Raw genomic sequence first — 17576 nt, 5'->3', positions numbered from 1 at the left:
TTCCACGTCACTCTGCCGCCATGCTACGCCCCGCACACGTCTCAGCAAGTGAAACCCGACGATCGGTGCGGAGCCTCGTCCGATCAGCGGATGCCTGGTCAACGCGGATGCGGGCCGGAGAAGCGGCGGGGCCGCCGGCGTCGTGCCGGCGGCCCCGCGGCGGTCGACGGATCAGTTCAGATCGAACTGTCCGTTCTTGGCGCCGGCGATGAAGCCCAGCCAGCCCGCCCGGTTGAACAGCAGCACCGGGCCGCCCTGGTCCTTGCTGTCCCGCAGGGCCACCGCGGCCGGCCCCGTCCCCAGTGGCGCGACCTCGACGCAGTTCGAGGTCTGGCTGCGCGTGCTCTTGCGCCACGGGGCGTCGGCGAGCCGCGCGCGGACGGACGGCGTGTTGCGGATCTCGTTCATGGTCTCACTCCTGAGGTGAACTGCACCGATGGAACGAGTGGCGTCGCACGACCCGACGGTGGTCCCCCGTGATCACCGTTCCGTCAGGCGCCCTGAGTGCCGGCGGCGCTGGGTCGGCGCCGTTGCCGACCCGTACGCCACCGTGGACGCGGTCGCCGTGCCGGGCAGCCGTCCCGTCGCCTCGATCAGCCAGGAGAGGGTGTCCGATGCGGAGAGTGCCGCCGTGCATAACCACTCGAACACCACTTTATAGCGATTTAGCGCGTTTACCTCGGTCGACATGACGTCGGTGAACCCCCCTTCGATGGCCAGCGTCTCCGGATCGAGGGGGTCCGCGAACCGGTAGACGGAGAACGCCGTCGGCGGGAGGTACCAGTTGTCGATCTGGGTGTCGCGGGGCAGCACGTGCAGCGTGATGTTCGGCAGCATCGCCAGCTCGCAGAGCTGCCCCAACTGCTCGCGCAGCACCTCGGGCGGCGCGGTCCGGACGCCGAGCGCCGCCTCCTCCAGCACCGCCGTGTAGCGGGGCGCGTCGGACGTGCGGGTCAGCAGCGACTGGCGGGCCAGCCGGGCCCGCACCTCGGTGTCGACGTCCTCCCCGGCCTCCGGGTCGCCCGCCTCCTCGTCGACCTGGCGGGCCGAGGCGATCCGCACCGACGCGTAGCCCGGCGTCTGGAGCAGGCCCGGGACCAGGACCGGGTTGTACTCGGAGATCTCCGCGCAGCCCGCCTCCAGCTCGGCGAAGCTGCGCTGCTGCTGGGTCATCACCGGGTAGTTCTTCAGCCAACCGCGTATGTCGCCGGCCTCCTGGGTGATGCCGAGGAGTTCCTCGCGCAGCGCTCGCTCGGCGCCGTAGAGGTCGAGCAGGACGCGGACGTCGTCGGGATCCGGACGGCTGCGGCCGTTCTCCAGGCGGGACAACTTGGACGCGGAGGCCCAGCCGATCCGCTCGATGACCTGGTCCCCGGTGAGACCGCTGGCCTCGCGCAACCGGCGCAGTTCGGTGCCCAACCTGCGGCGGCGCAGGATCGGGCTGGGTGAGGCAGGAGGCACGACGTCCTCTTTTCCGTGAACCGCCGCAGACGTGACGGTAACTGTATGAAATTCGCCCCCCACGGTCAGTATGGACGGCGCAACCCCCGCCGGAGGTCCCGGCGGGGGCGTGTCTCGCAGAAAAGAGGACCGTGGAAGGGCGTGGCGGCCGGTACGACGCCGTCCCGACCCGACCGTGGGACTCCCGACCGCGCCGAGGCGCGCACCACCCCCGCCGGAGGGACCCCATGCGCACCGTCCTGCGCCGCCCGGATTTCCGCCTGCTCTTCGCCGGCCTGCTCGCCAGCATGGCCGCCGAGTCGATCCTGCTGCTCGCCCTCGCCATCTGGGTGAAGGACCTGACAGGGTCGGACGGGCTGGCCGGAGCCACCATCTTCGCGGTCATCGCGCCGATGACACTGGCCCCGCTGGTCGGGTGGTTCGTCGACCGCTACCCGCGCCGCCCGTTCTTCGTGGCGGCGAACCTGGTGACGGCGGTGCTGCTCACCCCGCTGTTCGCCGTCCGCGACCGGGCCGACGTGTGGATCATCTACGCGGTGGCGGCCCTGTACGGCCTGTCGTACATCACACTCAGCGCCGCGCTCAGCGGCCTGATCCGGCAGCTCGTTCCGCTGGACCTGCTGGCCGAGGCCAACGGCGTGCTCCAGACCGTACGCCAGGGGCTGCGGCTGATCGGCCCGCTGGCCGGCGCCGGCCTCTACGCCGCCGTCGGCGGGTGGATGCTGGCGGCCATCGGGATGGTCGGGTTCCTGTCCGCGGCAGCCGTGGTCGGGGCGCTGCGGACGACGGAGTCACCGCCCGCCGGATCCGGCTCGCGCTGGCTCGCGGAGGTGGGCGCCGGGCTGCGGCACCTGGCCCGGGAGCCGGCGCTGCGCCGGGCGCTGTTCGGCTACGGGCTGGGCTCGCTGGCGATGGGTTTCAGCGAGTCGCTGATCTTCGCGTACGTCGACCGGGGTCTCGGCCGGGACGCCGCGTTCGTCGGCGTGCTGGTCACCGTGCAGGGGATCGGCGGGCTGGTCGGCGGGCTGCTCTCCCCGGCGGTGGTGCGCCGGGCGGGCGAGGTGGGCACGCTGGCCGCCGGGGTGGCGTTCTTCGGGCCGGCCTCGCTGGCGCTGACGTACCCGAACCTCTGGCTCGGCTTCGTCGCGGTGCTGCTGGCCGGGGTGTCGTTGCCGCTGACCATGGTCGGCCTGCACACCCTCATCCAGCGACGCACCCCGCCCGGGCTGCTCGGCCGGGTCGCCGCGGCCTCGGAGGCCGTGGTGAGCGGCCCGCAGGCGTTCTCCATCGGCGCCGGGGCGCTGCTCGTCGGGGCGCTGGACTACCGCCTGCTCTTCGCCCTGATCGGCCTGGCCACCCTGCTCGCCGGCGGCTACCTCTGGCACGGCCGCACCCTCAGCCCCCCGCCGGTGGCCCGGATCCCCGCCCCGCGCCGCCCGGTCGACCGGCCCGGCCCCGCCGAGGGGCTCACCCCGGCCGACCGGCCCGGCCCCGCCGAGGGGCTCACCCCGGCCGACCGGCCCGGCCCCGCCGAGGGGCTCGCCCCGGCCGACCGGCTCGTCCCCGCAGGGCAGGAGGCCGTCGGCACGAGTCGCCCGCGTCGGGGCCGGTGACGGCTCCCGGCGGGGTCGGCCCCGCACCCGGCCGCCCGGGCCGCCGGGCGGCCGGACGCGACGAGCGGCCGACCCGTCCGGGCCGGCCGCTCGTCGGCGGGTGGTGCGCCAGGTCAGGCGGACAGGCCGGCCAGGTGCTGCTTGACCTGCGTGATCGAGGGGTTGGTCAGGGCGCTGCCGTCGGCGAAGCGCAGCGTCGGGACGGTCTGGTTGCCGCCGTTCACGCTCATCACGAAATCCGCGGCCTTCGGGTCCTGCTCGATGTCGACCACCTCGTACCCGATGCCCTCCCGGTCGAGCTGCGACTTCAGCCGGTGGCAGTAGCCGCACCAGGGGGTGGAATACAGCGTCAGCATGGTCAGATCCTCCAACGGTCCGCCCGGCGGCTTGCCGATCAAGCCCAGGCTAACCGCTGCAACGCCCGGCGGAGCTGAGACAATTCCTCGCTGTGGTGGTTCACTCAGCGTCCGAACGCGTGCTCGCCGGTCTGGATCCGGAGCAGCGGTCGGCGGTGACCGCCCCCGCCGGCCCCGTCTGCATCCTGGCCGGCGCCGGCACCGGCAAGACCCGGGCCGTCACCTCCCGGATCGCCCACCGGGCGTTGTCCGGGGAGATCTCGGCCCGGCACGTGCTGGCGGTGACCTTCACCGCCCGGGCCGCCGCCGAGATGCGGAGCCGGCTCGCCGTGCTCGGCGTGCCGGGGGTGCAGGCGCGGACCTTCCACGCGGCGGCGCTGCGCCAGGTGCGCTACTTCGCGCCCCGGCTGCTGGAGGGGCGGGCCATGCCCGAGCTGCTGGACAGCAAGGTCCGGCTGGTCACCCTCGCCGCGGCCAAGGCCGGCCTGCGCGCCGACCGGGCGGCGGCCCGGGACCTGGCCGGTGAGATCGAGTGGGCCAAGTCGTCGCTGGTGGAGCCGGCGGAGTACGTCGTTGCGGCGGCCAAGGCGCTGCGGGACACCCCGCACGAGCCGGCGAAGGTCGCCGACGTCTTCGCCGCGTACGAGCGCCTCAAGCGGTCCAACGGCGTGATCGACTTCGAGGACATGCTGCGTGCCGCGGTCTGGGGGATCGAGGAGCACCGGGACGTCGCCGAGCAGGTCCGCGCCCAGTACCGGCACTTCGTGGTCGACGAGTACCAGGACGTCAACCCGCTCCAGCAGCGGCTGCTGGAGGCGTGGCTGGGCGGCCGGGACGACCTGACCGTGGTCGGCGACGCCAGCCAGACGATCTACTCGTTCACCGGGGCCACGTCGTCCTACCTGGTCGACTTCCCGCGCCGGTACCGCGGGGCGACGGTGGTCCGGCTGGTCCGCGACTACCGCTCCACCCCGCAGGTCGTCGGGCTGGCCAACGCGGTGATCTCGCAGGCGCGGGGCGCCGAGGCGCGGCTGCGGCTGGAGTTGGTCGGCCAGCGCCCGCCCGGCCCCGAACCGGAGCTGCGGATCTTCACCGACGAGCCGGCCGAGGCCAACGCGGTCGCCGCCCGCTGCCGCGCGCTGGTCGACGCCGGCACCCCGGCCAAGGAGATCGCCGTGCTGTTCCGGACCAACGCGCAGTCCGAGGCGTACGAGAAGGCGCTGACCGAGGCGCGGGTGCCGTACGTGGTGCAGGGGGCGGAGCGGTTCTTCGAGCGGGCCGAGGTGCGGCAGGCGATGGTCGCGCTGCGGGCCGCCACCCGCGCGATCCCGGGGGAGACCCCGCTGCCGGCCGCCGTGGTCGAGGCGCTCGCGGCGGTCGGCTGGGCCCCCGACGCCGCCCCGGCCGGTGGCGCCGCCCGCGAGCGGTGGGAGGCGCTCGCCGCGCTGGTCCAGCTCGCCGAGGAGTACGCGGCCACCCCGGAGGTGCTGCCGATCGGGCCGGCCGCCTCCGTCGAGCGCCCGGTCAGCCTGGCCGACTTCAACGACGAGCTGGCCCGGCGGGCCGCCGCCCAGCACGTGCCGACCGTCGACGGGGTGACCCTGGCGTCGCTGCACTCGGCGAAGGGGCTGGAGTGGGACGCGGTCTTCCTGGTCGGCCTCTCCGAGGGCACCCTGCCCACCACGTACGCCAAGACCGTCGAGCAGGTCGAGGAGGAGCGCCGGCTGCTCTACGTCGGCATCACGCGGGCGCGGGAGTGGCTGTGGCTGTCGTACGCCTCGGCCCGTTCGCCGGGCGGGCGGGCCCGGCGGCCGTCGCGGTTCCTGCCGCAGCTGGACCGCTCGGGCGGCGCGGAGCGGGCCGGCGCCGGCCCGGGGCGGCGGCCGGAGCGGCGACGGACCCAGATCGTGTCCTGCCGGATCTGCGGCGCCACCCTGCTCGCCGGGCCGGACCGCAAGCTCGGCCGCTGCCCCACCTGCCCCTCCGACATCGACGACGAGCTGCACGAACGGCTGCGCGAGTGGCGCCAGCGGGTGGCCGGCGGGCAGCGGGTTCCGGCCTATGTGGTCTTCACCGACGCCACACTGGTCGCGCTGGCCGAGCGGCGTCCCGCCCGGGCGGAGGAACTGATCGCGATCGCCGGCATCGGGCCGCGCAAGCTCGGCCTCTACGGGGAGGCGGTGCTGGCGCTGGTGGCGGGCGCGGCGGTCGACGACGTCTGCCCGGAGAAAAACTTCGAAATCTCGTCGTAAATTCGTTTGCCCTCGCCCCCGGGCGAGGAATAGCCTCATGGCACACCTCGCGAGCGGCGCCATTCGGGCTGCTCACGAGGGGTCGAGACCGTGTCGGCACGAGAGAACGTCAGGGAGGTGGCACCAATGGAGATCTTCTACACCAGCGAGCGTCCGGCGGCGCTGCCCGCTGCCGTCGTTCCGCTGTCGGCTGTCCGGGTGGCCCTCGCCGCTCCGCGACCGTCGGTTCCGCAGGTGCACCAGGTCGAGGCTCAGGCCGAGCTGATCCTCGCCCCCGCGCCGACCGGAATCCAGGGGACCAGTGGCTTCACGGGCAAGGGCGTCGATGTCGCCAACAAGCGCATGGACGTCCGCGGAGTTCCACCTCGAGGTAGACCAGTCTGATCCATCAGACGACCGGCTCACCTCGAGGCCGCGGAACCCGCTACCGGGATCCGCGGCCTCAGTTTTTTGCCCGCCAAGTACGTCGGAAGTGCGATCCACGAGATCGAAAACGAGAGAGAGGTGACCGGGCGATGAGTCTGGCGTTGGCCCCGCTCGACGTTAGCGTCGAGGTGGAGGCGAACCTGCCCTGCCGGAAGTTCGACCCCGACCTGTGGTTCTCCGACTCGCCCGCCGAGCTCGAGCTGGCCAAGTCGCTCTGCGGGGACTGCCCGCTGCGCGTCGAGTGCCTGGCCGGCGCGGTGGAGCGGGCCGAGCCCTGGGGCGTCTGGGGCGGCGAGATCTTCGAGCGTGGCGCGGTCGTCCCGCGCAAGCGGCCCCGTGGTCGCCCGCGCAAGGAGGACCTCGCCCGCGACGCGGCGCTCCGGGTCGAGGCCGAGGCGCGGCTGGCGGCCAGTGGGCTGTCCGAGTCGCGTAACGCGGTCCGGCTGGCGGCCTGACATGAACCCGATCCGTCCCACCCACGCCGGTCTCGCGCCGGCGACGAGAGAGCTGACCACCATGCTGAACGTTCTTAACGGAGTCGCCGAAATGCAACTACTTCACGAAGCGTTGTCCCGGGCTCGAATGCGCCGGCCTCAGGCCGGTCGTACCACCACGAGCACTGAGGCAACCCGTTCCGCCCGTACCGTCGCCATGAGTAGCCGCAACCGATCGGCTCGCGACCTGGGCGTTCTCTAGATCCACACTGATGCCCGAGGGGCGGTGGCCGGTTCGGCCACCGCCCCTCGGCGTGTTTCGTGCGTCGTCCTCCGGCGCCTGTCGGGCGTTGTCGCGTCGCGGGGCCGGTCAGGGGACCGGGGCGAAGCCCGGCAGCCAGCGCTCCAGGATGCCCCGGTAGGGCGCCTTGGCCTCCAACTGGCAGAGCACGCCGATCGACCCGAGCGTCACCCGGTGGATGAGCAGGTACGACGGCGGCAGGTTGAGCTGCCGGCTCAGTTGGTACGCGGGGGAGCGGGGGCTGGCCAGCCGGGTCGCCTCGGCGCGCAGCCAGGCCCGGCTGAACCGGAATTCCTCGGCGGCGATGGGCTCCAGCATCGGGCGGAGGAAGTCGAGCACCGCCTGGGCGTCGATCTCCTCGGTGGAGGCGATGAAGCCCTCGGACCGCAGGCCCGCCACCACCTCGTCGGCGTTGCCCCGCAGGGCCAACGCGGCGATCCGGCCGATCGGCTCGGGAGTGCCCTCCGGCATCCGGGCCACCGCGCCGAAGTCGATCACGCCGAGCCGGCCGTCCGGCAGCAGCCGGAAGTTGCCCGGGTGCGGATCGGCGTGCAGCAGCCCAGCCCGCTGCGGCGCGGACAGGTGCAGGATGGCCATCAGCCGGCCGGCCTCGTCGCGCTGCTCCTCGGTGCCCTCGCGGATGATGTTCGCCAGCGGGGTGCCCTCGACCCACTCGGTGACCAGGACCCGGGGCGACGCGGAGACCACCGCCGGGATGTAGATCTCCGGGTCGTCGGCGTACGCGGCGGCGAAGGCGCGCTGCGACTCGGCCTCCAGCTCGTAGTCGAGTTCCTCGGTGATCCGTTCCCGCAGCTCGACCAGGAGCGGCTTGACGTCCAGCCCGGGCTGGATCGCCCGGAACATCCCGCCCAGCCGGGAGAGCTGCTTGAGGTCGGTGAGCAGGGCGTCGCCCGCGCCCGGGTACTGGATCTTCACGGCGACCTCGCGGCTGTGCGGCGCGCCCGACGGGCCGTAGCCCGGCTCCCGCCACACCGCCCGGTGCACCTGGCCGATGCTGGCCGCGGCGGCCGGCGCGTCGTCGAACTCCACGAACCGGTCCCGCCAGTCCGGGCCGAGCTGCTCGGTGAGCACCTTGTGCACGCTGGCCGCCGGCAGTGGCGGCGCGGCCTCCTGGAGCTTGGTCAGCGCCTGCCGGTAGGGGGCGGCGATCTCCTCGGGCAGGGCGGCCTCGAAGACCGACAGCGCCTGGCCGAACTTCATGGCACCGCCCTTGAGCTGCCCCAGCACGCTGAACAGCTGCTCGGCGGTGCGCTGCTGGATCTCGGCGGAGATCACGTCGGAGGCGAGGCCGGTGACGCGCTTACCCATGCCCAGGACGGTCCGACCGGCGAAGCCGAGCGGCAGAGCGGCGAGCTTGGCGGTCCGGGACACGGCCCGGCGCGGGATGTCGGTCACCCGGTCATTGTTACCGACTCAGGGGGCCTGCGGCTGCTCTGCCGCCGGGCTGGGTGGCTGGACCCCGCCCTTCGCGGGCCGCCGGCCGGGCCCGGGGGCCCGGCGGACGGCCGTCGCCGCGTCCCCGCGCGGGTCACCATCGGCCGGCCCGGCCCACTTGCGGTGGTCACCGGCGTCCGCCGGGGCGGCCCACTTGCGGCGGTCACCGGCGTCCGGCGGGGCGGCCCACCGGTGGTGGTCACCGGCGTCCCCGCGCGCAGCCGCAGGAGGGGTGCGGGGGCCACACCCGGCGGCGGAACCGGCCGGGCCCGGGGATCTCCACCGCGCAGCCGAGCGTCTCCGGGGCGCTCCCGTCGAGCTGGGCGAGCGCCTCCGCCGCCGCGTACGCCCCGGCCGCGAGGAGCGTCGCGGCGGCGCACGCCTGCTCCGCGCCGCCGGCGAGCTGGGCGGCGAGCGCCGGCCAGTCCGGGTCGAGGTCCGTCCGGTGCAGGTCGAGGCAGTTCAGGCAGGGGCCGGCGGGCGGGCGGACGAGCGGGCCGACCACGGGCACGCCCTCCCGGAGGGCGACCAGCAGGTGCGGCTGGCGGCGCCGGGCGTGCGCGGCGGCGAGCAGGGCGGCCGGGCGGTCCGCGCCGAGCAGGACGACCAGGTCGGCCCGACCGGGCCGGAGCGGACCCGTGCCCGTGCCCGGGGCGGCGCGCTCGACGGCGTCGCGTACCGCCGGGGCCAGCGGACGGCCGATCGCGGCGGCCGGGATCCCGGTGCCGACCAGGTCCGCCGGGCGGACCGGGCCGGTCAGGTCCGGGTGCACGTGCCCGACTCCGGCCTGGGCCAGGGCGAGGGCGATCGGGGCGCCGAGGCGGCCGGCTCCGCTGACCACGACCCGGGCGGCCAGCCGGCGGCGCAGCACCTGGGCGGGCGTGCCGGGCAGCCGGGCGGCGACCAGCGCCAGCGCCCCGGCCTCGGCGGCGAGCCGGGCCCGGGACGGGCCGGCCAGGTCCCTCGGCAGCAGCGTGTGCGCGGGTACGACCAGGCCCGCGGCCCGCAGGGCGTCGAGCAGGGTGCGGGCCGCGTCGGGCGCCACCTCGGCGGTGACGGCCTGCTCCAGCACCAGCCGCTCGCTGCGGGTGCCGTCGAGCAGGTCGAGCAGCCGGGCCGCCCGGGGATCGGCGATCTCCAGCAGGACGGCGCGGCCCGGCTCGACGCCGAGCTGGAGGGTGTGCCGGTCCCGCCAGAGGCGGGTGAGGCCGGGCAGCAGCGTGGGGCGGGGGAGCGGGGCTCGACGCATGACAACGAATCGTGACCGCGTCCGTGCTGTCCGTCGATCGTTGTCCACAGGTGCGCGGCTCCCTGTCCAGCGCTGTCCACAGGACATCCCGCGATATCCACAACCGGCCGGTAACCATGTCGGTGAGCCGACAGTGGCGACGGGTGGGGAGCGCGACCGGCGCGCGACCGGCGCCGGCCGGGTCGTTCGGCCGGGTCGTTCGGGTGGTGGCCGCGACCGGACCAGGTGCGGGGACGCCGGAGGGGGCGGCCGGCGGCCACCCCCTCCGAAGCACCCGTACGGGTCAGACCTTCGCCTTGCCCAGGATGCGGTTCACTGTTGTGCCGCACACCGGACACTTGCCCTTGGCCATGTTCATCCCGGTCTTCGAGACCTCGACGCGTCCCTCGAAGTCCCGCTTCTCCTTGCACTTGACGCAGTAACCGTTGTAGGTCTGGGCCTGGTCGGCCACGGTGCCCTCCTCGTCTCGTCCGCCGGCCGATGCCGTCCCGGCGGGTTGCCCGGCGGCGGGCCACGCGGGCGCCGGCGCTGGGTCGTTCTCCCGCAGCCACCGTCGTGACCGCTGGTGCGCGGACCCTACCCAGGTCTGGGCGGTTCCATGTCAGCTGTGCTTCGCCACTGTGAGCAAGTCGACGTCGAGAGTGTGCATGGCGAATTACGTCTGATAAGTCAGTTTGGCGGGGACACGCCGACCGAACCCGGTCGAATGCCCCGTGCGGGGGCCCCGAGCTGCGCCCCGCCGGGTGATCACCTACGGTTGTGGTGCGTCGGCGCCCGCCCGTCGTCGGTCGCCACGAAGGGTGACGACGGCGATTCTCGGCCACCCGTTCAAAGTTTTTTCGGGACTCTGCCGACCAATCATCATTTTCCGGGCGCGTGTCGTCGTGTTGACTCTTGCGGACCCCTGGTCAGTACGCATTAGCTTTCCTTCGTGGCAGGAATCCGAGGCTGCGCGGTCTGCTGATGGCAGGGGCGCGCAAGCCGGTCGTCGAGGTACGGCGCAGCCAGCGCCGGCGACGGACGGTGTCCGCGTACCGCGACGGTGAGCGTGTCGTCGTCCTCATTCCGGACCAGTTCTCCCGGGCCGAGGAGAGCGAGTGGGTCGACCGGATGCTCGCCCGGCTGGCCGCCCGGGAGGGGCGCCTCGCCCGGTCCGACGCCGAGCTGCTCGCCCGGGCCACCCGACTGATCAGGCTCTATCTGGCCGACCACGGCACGCAGGCGGTGCCGACGAGCGTCCGCTGGGTGACCAACCAGAACGGCCGCTGGGGGTCCTGCACCCCCGCCGACGGCACCATCCGCATCTCGCACCGTGTCCAGGACATGCCGGACTGGGTGATCGACTACGTGCTCCTGCACGAGCTCGCGCACCTCATCGTGCCCAGCCACAACGCCCGGTTCTGGGCGCTCGTCGCGCGCTACCCGAAGACCGAGCGGGCGCGCGGCTATCTGGAGGGCGTCGCCGCGGTCGCCGGCGCCCCGCTGGCCGACTGACACCCGCCGCCCGCGCCGTCGCCGGCCTGCCGGCGCCGGGCCGACCTACTCTGCCGCGCGTCGGTACCCCGTCGGCCGGCTTCCGTGCCTCCGCATCCCGCGCCTTCGCTCGTCCCGGGGCGGCGGGCTAGGGTCGCGGGGTGGCCCGACGTGTGGTGGTGGCGTTGCTCGGACCGGTGACCTGGTCGCCGCCCGGCATCGACCCGGTGGACTGGCGGGCCGCGCTCGCCGAGGACGTGGTCGACCTGTTCGCCACGCTCAACGAGGTCGAGACGGCGGTCGCCGTCACGCCGGAGGATCGCTGGCTGGCCGACGCGGTGGTCTGGCCGGACACGGCCGTCCACGAGGTGCCCGAGCCGACCCCGAACGCCGTCTTCGCCGCCCTCGCCGGCACCGGGTACGACCAGGTGGCGGTGGTCGCCGGGGACGCCCCCGACGTGCCGGGCCTGACGATCGGCAAGCTGCTCCGCCCGCTCACCACCCGACCGGTGGCGGTCGCGCCGGTCGAGGGCGACGGACCGGGGCTGCTCGGCGTGGCCGTGCGGCTGCCCGTGCCGGCGTGGCTGCCGCCGCTGGACCTGGACACCGCGCGGCCCGCGGCCGTGCGCGCGGCGGCGCCGCGCCCCGGCGACCTTGCGGTCACCCCGGCGTGGCGTCGCCTGCGCGGACCGGCCGACCTGGCCTTCCTCGACCCGGCCGTGGAGGGCTGGGAGACCACCCGCGCTCTGCTCTCCGGCACCGGTCGGCCCTGCTGACGGCACCGCGAGGGGGTCGCTGACCGGGCTTGCCGCCCGACCCGGGCAGGTCGGGCGGCACCCGTCGGTGGCCACGGGTCAGGGGCGGGCGTCGCCGCCCTCGGTGTCGTCCGGGCGCTGCTCCGGCTCGCCCGGGGCCTTCTCCTCCGGGCCGCCCGGCGCGCTGAAGTCGAAGCTCTCCAGCTCGCTGAGGTCGAACTGGGCCATCGCGAAGGCCACCGGGTCGGCGAAGTCGGCGTCCGAGGGGAGCAGGTCGGGGTGGCCCCAGAGGGCGTCCCGGCCGGCGATGCCCCGGTGCTCGGTGAGCGCCGCCCAGAGCGCCGCCGCCTCGCGCAGCCGGCGTGGACGCAGTTCCAGGCCGACGAGGGCCGCGAAGGTCTGCTCGGCCGGGCCGCCGGCCGCCCGGCGCCGGCGGAACGCCTCGCCCAGGCTGACCACGCTGGGCAGCCGGCCGCCGGCCGCGCTGTCCACCACGTGGCAGACCCACCCCTCCACCAGGGCCAGGGCGGTCTCCAGCCGGGCCAGGGAGGCCTTCTGCGCCGGGCTGTCCTCCGGGGTGAAGATGCCCTCCAGCGCGATCGCCTGCATCGACTCCGGGTCGGTCGGGTCGACCCGGCCCATCGCCTCCTCGATCGCCTCCCGGTTGACCCGGATGCCCGCGGCGTACATCTCCACGGCGCTGAGCACGTGCCCGCGCAGCCACGGCACGTGCTGGAAGAGCCGCTGGTGGGCGGCCTCGCGCAGGGCCACGTAGAGGCGGACCTCGTCCTCCGGCAGCTCCAGGCCCTCGCCGTACGCCCGGATGTTGGCGGGGATCAACGCGGCCGTGCCGGCCGGGCCGAGCGGCAGCCCGATGTCGCCGGCGGAGAGCACCTCCGCGGCGAGCGAGCCGAGCGCCTGGCCGAGCTGGCCGCCGAAGAGCGCGCCGCCGAGGGTGGCGACCATGGACTGCATCGGGCCGAGCTGGGCGCGCGCCTCCGGCGGCACCAGGTCGCCCATCGCGCCGACCATCCGGCTGGCCACCGGGTCGCAGAGCTTGCGCCAGACGTCGAGGGTCTTGAAGATCCACTCGTTGCGGTTCCAGGCCACCGAGGTCTGGATGCCCGAGGGCAGGGCGGACGCCGGCTCCAGCCACAGGTCGGCGAGCCGCAGCGCCTCCTCCACCGCGTTGCGCTCGTAGGGCGAGACCGCCGGGTCACCGGCGGCGGCGAGCTGGCTGGCGGCCACCTGCCGGGCCAGGTCCCAGTTGACCGGCCCGCTGCCCGACGCGGAGAGCAGGTGCTGCAACTGCGACATGAACTGCTGCATCTGCGCGGGATCGTTGGGGTCTGGTGGTTGCCCACCCGGGAGCGCGAAACCGAACGGAATATCAGGCACGACGTCTACGGTACGCGCGCCGCGCCCCAGGTCGCCGCCGCTGGCGTTCCGCTGAGGGCGAAGTCGCGGTTCGCCCGCCGGGGCGTCCCACCCCGGTCGGTACGCTCTGCCGCATGAGACGTCGTGGCGTGACCGTCCTGCTCGGTGCTCTGCTCACCACCCTGCTCAGCATCGGCGTGCTCGGCGCGCCCATCCCGTACGTGGTGCTCGGCCCCGGGCCGACCGTGAACACGCTGGGCAAGGAGAATGGCAAGGAGGTCATCCAGGTCAGCGGCCGGGAGACCTCCACGTCCGCCGGGCAGCTCCGGTTGACCACGGTCGGGGTGCAGCCCACGGTCAAGCTGCGCTCGGCGATCCAGGGCTGGTTCTCCGACGACGAGGCGGTCGTGCCGCGCGAGCTGGTCTACCCGCCCGGGGAGAGCCGCGAGGAGGTCGACGAGCGCAACGCCGAGGACTTCAAGGTCTCGCAGACCAGCGCGGAGACCGCGGCGCTGAGCGAGCTGGGGTACCCGGTCCAGGTGGTGGTCAAGACCGTGGCCGCCGACGGACCGGCCGCCGGCGTGCTCAAGCCCGGCGACGTGGTGACCTCGGTGGACGGGCAGCCGGTGCCGGTGGCCGCCCGGCTCACCGAGCTGGTCCGGGCCAAGCCCGCCGGGACCGCGCTGGAGATCGGCTACACCCGGGGCGGCGCCGCCGCCACGGCGAAGGTGACCAGCCGGGAGCAGGACGGCCGGCCCCGCATCGGCATCGAGATCGAGCAGCAGCAGCCGCACCCGTTCACCCTCAACATCGACCTGGAGGACATCGGGGGGCCGAGCGCCGGCCTGATGTTCGCCCTCGGCATCGTGGACAAGCTGACCCCGGAGGACCTGACCGGCGGGAAGATCATCGCCGGCACCGGCACCATCGACGACGCCGGTCGGGTCGGTCCCATCGGCGGCATCGCGCAGAAGCTCGTGGGCGCGAAGGAGGCCGGCGCGGTGGCGTTCCTGGTGCCGGCGGACAACTGCGCCGAGGCCGTCCGCAACCCGCAGCCCGGGCTGCCGCTGCTGCGGGTCGGCTCGCTGGACGAGGCGCTGACCGCCCTGGAGACGCTGCGCGCCGGCGGCCAGCCGACCCGCTGCTGACCGCCGCACGCGGCCGGTTCCGCCGCTGACGTCGACCCCGTCGCGTTGGGGGAGCGCGCGCCGATCAGGTGCGGAGACGGTCGCCGCGACGAGGGCCGTCGGCCGAGCGTGGGGCGGCTCCGCGTGGTCGCCACGTGACCTTGGACCGACGCGTTCAGGAACACCCCGTACTCTGGGTGCCTGGTCGGAGCCGATCACATCGAGCGTGCGGAGCCAACAGTGGTCATGCGTAGCAGCAGCCCCCTGCCGAGGATGAGCCGACGCGGACGCGTCACGATCGGTGTGCTGGTCGGGGTGTTCGTGCTCTTCACCCTGCTCGGCTGGGGTGTCCAGGCGTGGACGGACTGGCTGTGGTTCGACGAGGTCCGCTACACGCAGGTCTTCACCGGCGTGCTGGCGACCCGGTTGCTGCTCCTCCTCGCCGTCGGCCTCGGCATGGCCGTGATCGTCGGCGGGAACCTCTGGCTGGCCCACCGGCTGCGCCCCCGGATGCGGCCGCACTCGCCGGAGCAGGCCACCCTCGAGCGCTACCGGATGCTGCTGAGCCCCCGGCTCGGCCTGTGGATCGCGCTGGTCGCCGGCGTGGTCGGCCTCTTCGCGGGGCTGTCGGCGCAGAGCCGGTGGAACCAGTGGCTGCTCTTCCGCAACGGCGGGGACTTCGGCGTCGAGGACCCGGAGTTCGGGGTGGACGTCGGCTTCTACGTCTTCCAGCTGCCGTTCTGGCGCTACCTGCTCGGGGTCGGCTTCACCGCGGTGGTGCTCTCCGTGGTCGGCGCGCTGGCCGTGCACTACATCTTCGGCGGCGTCCGGCTCCAGGGCGTCGGCGACCGGATGACCAACGCCGCCCGGGCCCACCTGAGCACGCTGGTCGCGGTCTTCGTCCTGCTCAAGGCCATCGCGTACGTGCTGGACCGGCGGGCGATGCTGCTGGAGTACAACGACGGCGCCAACGTCTACGGCGCCGGCTACGCCGACGTCAACGCGCTGCTGCCGGCCAAGGAGATCCTCGCGTACATCTCCATCGTGGTGGCCATCGCGATCATCGTCTTCTCCAACGCGTGGATGCGGAACCTGGTCTGGCCCGGCATCTCGCTCGCCCTGCTCGGCGTCTCCGCGGTCGCCATCGGCGGCATCTACCCCTGGGCGGTGCAGACCTTCGAGGTCAAGCCGAGCGCCAAGGAGAAGGAGGCGCCCTACATCGATCGCAGCATCAAGGCCACCCGGGCGGCGTTCGGGCTGGGGTCGGTGACCACCACGCCGTACGCGGCGAACAACCTGACCCCGCCGGCGAGCCTGGCCACGGACACCTCCGTGGTGCCGAACATCCGGCTGCTCGACCCGCAACTGGTCTCGGAGACCTACACCCAGCGCCAGCAGGTCCGGCAGTTCTACGACTTCGGCGAGAAGCTGGACGTCGACCGGTACGGGGTCAACGGCAAGGTACAGGACTACGTGGTCGGCCTCCGCGAGGTCAACTACCGGCAGCTGACCCCCCAGCAGAACACCTGGATCAACCGGCACACCGTCTACACCCACGGCTACGGGCTGGTGGCGGCGCCGGGCAGCCGGGTGGTCTGCGGCGGCCAGCCGTTCTTCGTCTCCGGCTTCCTCGGCGACCCACAGGAACAGCAGAAGCAGCAACAGGGCCAGGCGCAGACGAACGAGCAGTGCGCCGCGCAGACCGAGCAGATCTCGGCGAAGCAGCCCCGCGTCTACTACGGCGAGCGGATGGACGAGGGCGACTACGCGATCGTCGGCCAGACCGACCCGGAGCGGAAGGCGGAGTTCGACCGCCCCGTCGGCGAGGGTGGCGAGTCCTACACCTACACCGGTGAGGGCGGCGTCGAGATCGGTTCGTTCACCCGCCGGCTGCTCTACGCGATCAAGGAGCAGGAGTCGAACTTCCTGCTCTCCGACGCGGTCAACGACAACTCGAAGCTGCTCTACGTTCGCAACCCGCGCGACCGGGTGGAGAAGGTCGCCCCGTTCCTCACCCTCGACGGCGACCCGTACCCGGCGGTGGTGGACGGCCGGATCCAGTGGATCATCGACGGCTACACCACGGCGGCGACATACCCGTACGCCGAGCGGATCAACCTCCAGGAGCAGACGGCCGACGAGCTGACGGGGCGGGGCACCTTCCAGCTCGCCCGCGAGAACGTCAACTACATCCGCAACTCCGTGAAGGCCACCGTCGACGCGTACGACGGCACGGTCCGGCTCTACGAGTTCGACGAGACCGACCCGGTGCTCAAGGCGTGGAACAAGGCGTTCGGCGGCGACCTGGTGGTGCCGAAGTCGGAGATCCCGGCCGAGCTGGCCGAGCACTTCCGCTACCCGTCCGACCTGTTCAAGGTGCAGCGCAACCTGCTGACCCGGTTCCACGTGACCGACCCCGGCGCCTTCTACTCGGAGACCGACTTCTGGCAGGTGCCGAACGTGCCGGACGCCCCCGACACCGGCCAGAAGCAGCCGCCCTACTACCTCTTCACGCAGTTCCCCGGTCAGGAGTCGCCACGCTTCCAGCTCACCTCGGCGGTCACCCCGAACGGCCGGGAGAACCTCGCCGCGCTGATCTCCGGGTCGTACGTGGACGGGCAGCCGAAGCTCGAGGTGCTCGACCTGCCCGACCAGACCCGGGTCTCCGGGCCGGTCCAGGTGCACCAGTCGATGACCCAGAACGGCAACATCCGGCAGCAGCTCAACCTGCTCCAGTCCGCGCAGGCGCAGGTGCAGTACGGGAACCTGCTCTCCCTGCCGTTCGGCGACGGCATGCTCTACGTCGAGCCGGTCTACGTGAAGACCGCCGCGCAGAACGCGCCGCCGCTGTTGCAGCGGGTGCTGATGTCCTACGGCGACGGCGGCTCCTACGTGGTGCTGGCCAACAACGTCGCCGACGGCATCAAGCAACTCGTCGAGCAGGGCAAGCAGGCCGCCACCCCGGGCGCGCCGCCACCGACCGGCGGCACCCCGCCGGGCGGCACGCCGCCGGGCGGCACGCCGCCCGCGCTGACCGGTGAGTTGGCCGAGGCGGCCAACCGGGTCCAGACCGCCATCGCGGAGGTCCGGGCCGCGCAGACGTCCGGCGACTTCGAGCGGTACGGGCGCGCGCTGAAGGCGCTGGACGAGGCGCTCACCGCCTTCCAGCAGGCCCAGCGGGCGGCGACCGCCCCGGCGCCCGGCGCCACGCCCAGCGGCAGCCCGCCGGCGTCCCCGGCGGCCAGCGGCAGCGCCGCACCGACGCCGAGCGGCTGACCAGGCAATCCGCCGCAGCGC

The 17576-nt window shown here is 73.6% G+C and carries 14 protein-coding genes and 1 pseudogene; 8 read left to right on the top strand and 7 right to left on the bottom strand.

The genetic code is table 11. The features are described 5' to 3' along the window. Positions 1-171: 171 nt before the first annotated feature. Both ACGF5G_RS11015 and ACGF5G_RS11010 read right to left on the bottom strand, forming a co-directional pair. Positions 172-408, bottom strand: a complete 237-nt coding sequence (locus ACGF5G_RS11015) for a DUF397 domain-containing protein (protein ID WP_350682274.1) — start codon at positions 406-408, stop codon at positions 172-174. Between the two features lie 72 nt (positions 409-480). Next, positions 481-1461 (bottom strand): helix-turn-helix domain-containing protein, encoded by a 981-nt coding sequence (locus ACGF5G_RS11010; protein ID WP_393261301.1) that lies wholly within the window; start codon positions 1459-1461, stop codon positions 481-483. Between the two features lie 227 nt (positions 1462-1688). Here ACGF5G_RS11010 and ACGF5G_RS11005 point away from each other — a divergent pair. Continuing rightward, positions 1689-2903, top strand: a pseudogene (locus ACGF5G_RS11005) (MFS transporter); the annotation flags it as partial. A 284-nt stretch (positions 2904-3187) separates the two neighbouring features. Here the strand turns inward: ACGF5G_RS11005 and ACGF5G_RS11000 are convergent. Beyond that, the gene (locus ACGF5G_RS11000) at positions 3188-3430 is read right to left on the bottom strand and encodes a mycoredoxin (RefSeq protein ID WP_393261298.1); all 243 of its coding nucleotides are present in this window, start codon (positions 3428-3430) and stop codon (positions 3188-3190) included. 92 nt (positions 3431-3522) lie between these two features. Between ACGF5G_RS11000 and ACGF5G_RS10995 the strand changes: the two genes are divergently transcribed. The 3 genes from ACGF5G_RS10995 to ACGF5G_RS10985 all read left to right on the top strand — a co-directional run bounded on the left by ACGF5G_RS10995 (position 3523) and on the right by ACGF5G_RS10985 (position 6563). Continuing rightward, entirely contained in the window at positions 3523-5682 is a 2160-nt protein-coding gene (locus tag ACGF5G_RS10995; RefSeq protein WP_393261296.1) for an ATP-dependent DNA helicase UvrD2, read from the top strand. Between the two features lie 126 nt (positions 5683-5808). After that, positions 5809-6066, top strand: a complete 258-nt coding sequence (locus ACGF5G_RS10990) for a hypothetical protein (protein WP_393261293.1) — start codon at positions 5809-5811, stop codon at positions 6064-6066. Positions 6067-6197: 131 nt separating this feature from the next. Next, complete coding sequence (locus ACGF5G_RS10985; protein ID WP_350682265.1) at positions 6198-6563, top strand: WhiB family transcriptional regulator; 366 nt, start codon at positions 6198-6200, stop codon at positions 6561-6563. A gap of 349 nt (positions 6564-6912) precedes the next feature. Here the strand turns inward: ACGF5G_RS10985 and ACGF5G_RS10980 are convergent, their stop codons facing one another. From ACGF5G_RS10980 to ACGF5G_RS10970, 3 genes are all read right to left on the bottom strand, one after another. Then, complete coding sequence (locus ACGF5G_RS10980) at positions 6913-8259, bottom strand: ABC1 kinase family protein (RefSeq protein WP_393261291.1); 1347 nt, start codon at positions 8257-8259, stop codon at positions 6913-6915. 238 nt (positions 8260-8497) lie between these two features. Continuing rightward, a complete protein-coding gene (locus ACGF5G_RS10975) occupies positions 8498-9547 on the bottom strand; it encodes a hypothetical protein (protein WP_393261289.1) in 1050 nt (349 codons plus the stop codon). A gap of 283 nt (positions 9548-9830) precedes the next feature. Next, the gene (locus ACGF5G_RS10970; RefSeq protein WP_012014940.1) at positions 9831-9998 is read right to left on the bottom strand and encodes a DUF5679 domain-containing protein; all 168 of its coding nucleotides are present in this window, start codon (positions 9996-9998) and stop codon (positions 9831-9833) included. Positions 9999-10510: 512 nt separating this feature from the next. On the opposite strand from ACGF5G_RS10970, the gene ACGF5G_RS10965 reads away from it, so the two are divergent. Both ACGF5G_RS10965 and ACGF5G_RS10960 read left to right on the top strand, forming a co-directional pair. Then, complete coding sequence (locus ACGF5G_RS10965; RefSeq protein ID WP_393261286.1) at positions 10511-11041, top strand: M48 family metallopeptidase; 531 nt, start codon at positions 10511-10513, stop codon at positions 11039-11041. A 140-nt stretch (positions 11042-11181) separates the two neighbouring features. Beyond that, the gene (locus tag ACGF5G_RS10960) at positions 11182-11796 is read left to right on the top strand and encodes a hypothetical protein (protein WP_393261284.1); all 615 of its coding nucleotides are present in this window, start codon (positions 11182-11184) and stop codon (positions 11794-11796) included. A gap of 78 nt (positions 11797-11874) precedes the next feature. Here ACGF5G_RS10960 and ACGF5G_RS10955 read toward each other — a convergent pair whose 3' ends face one another. Then, entirely contained in the window at positions 11875-13173 is a 1299-nt protein-coding gene (locus ACGF5G_RS10955; RefSeq protein ID WP_350703824.1) for a zinc-dependent metalloprotease, read from the bottom strand. A gap of 113 nt (positions 13174-13286) precedes the next feature. Here ACGF5G_RS10955 and ACGF5G_RS10950 point away from each other — a divergent pair, with 113 nt between their 5' ends. Together ACGF5G_RS10950 and ACGF5G_RS10945 are read left to right on the top strand one after the other, a co-directional pair. Further along, positions 13287-14300 (top strand): PDZ domain-containing protein, encoded by a 1014-nt coding sequence (locus ACGF5G_RS10950; RefSeq protein ID WP_393261281.1) that lies wholly within the window; start codon positions 13287-13289, stop codon positions 14298-14300. Positions 14301-14525: 225 nt separating this feature from the next. After that, on the top strand, positions 14526-17555 hold the full coding sequence (locus ACGF5G_RS10945) for a UPF0182 family protein (protein WP_393261279.1): 3030 nt from the start codon (positions 14526-14528) through the stop codon (positions 17553-17555). Positions 17556-17576: the final 21 nt, after the last annotated feature.

The sequence above is a fragment of the Micromonospora sp. NPDC047730 genome (assembly GCF_043204765.1).
Taxonomy (GTDB): Bacteria; Actinomycetota; Actinomycetes; order Mycobacteriales; family Micromonosporaceae; genus Micromonospora.
Note: the sequence above shows the minus strand (reverse complement) of the source record. Positions and strands in the feature narration are given on the sequence as shown.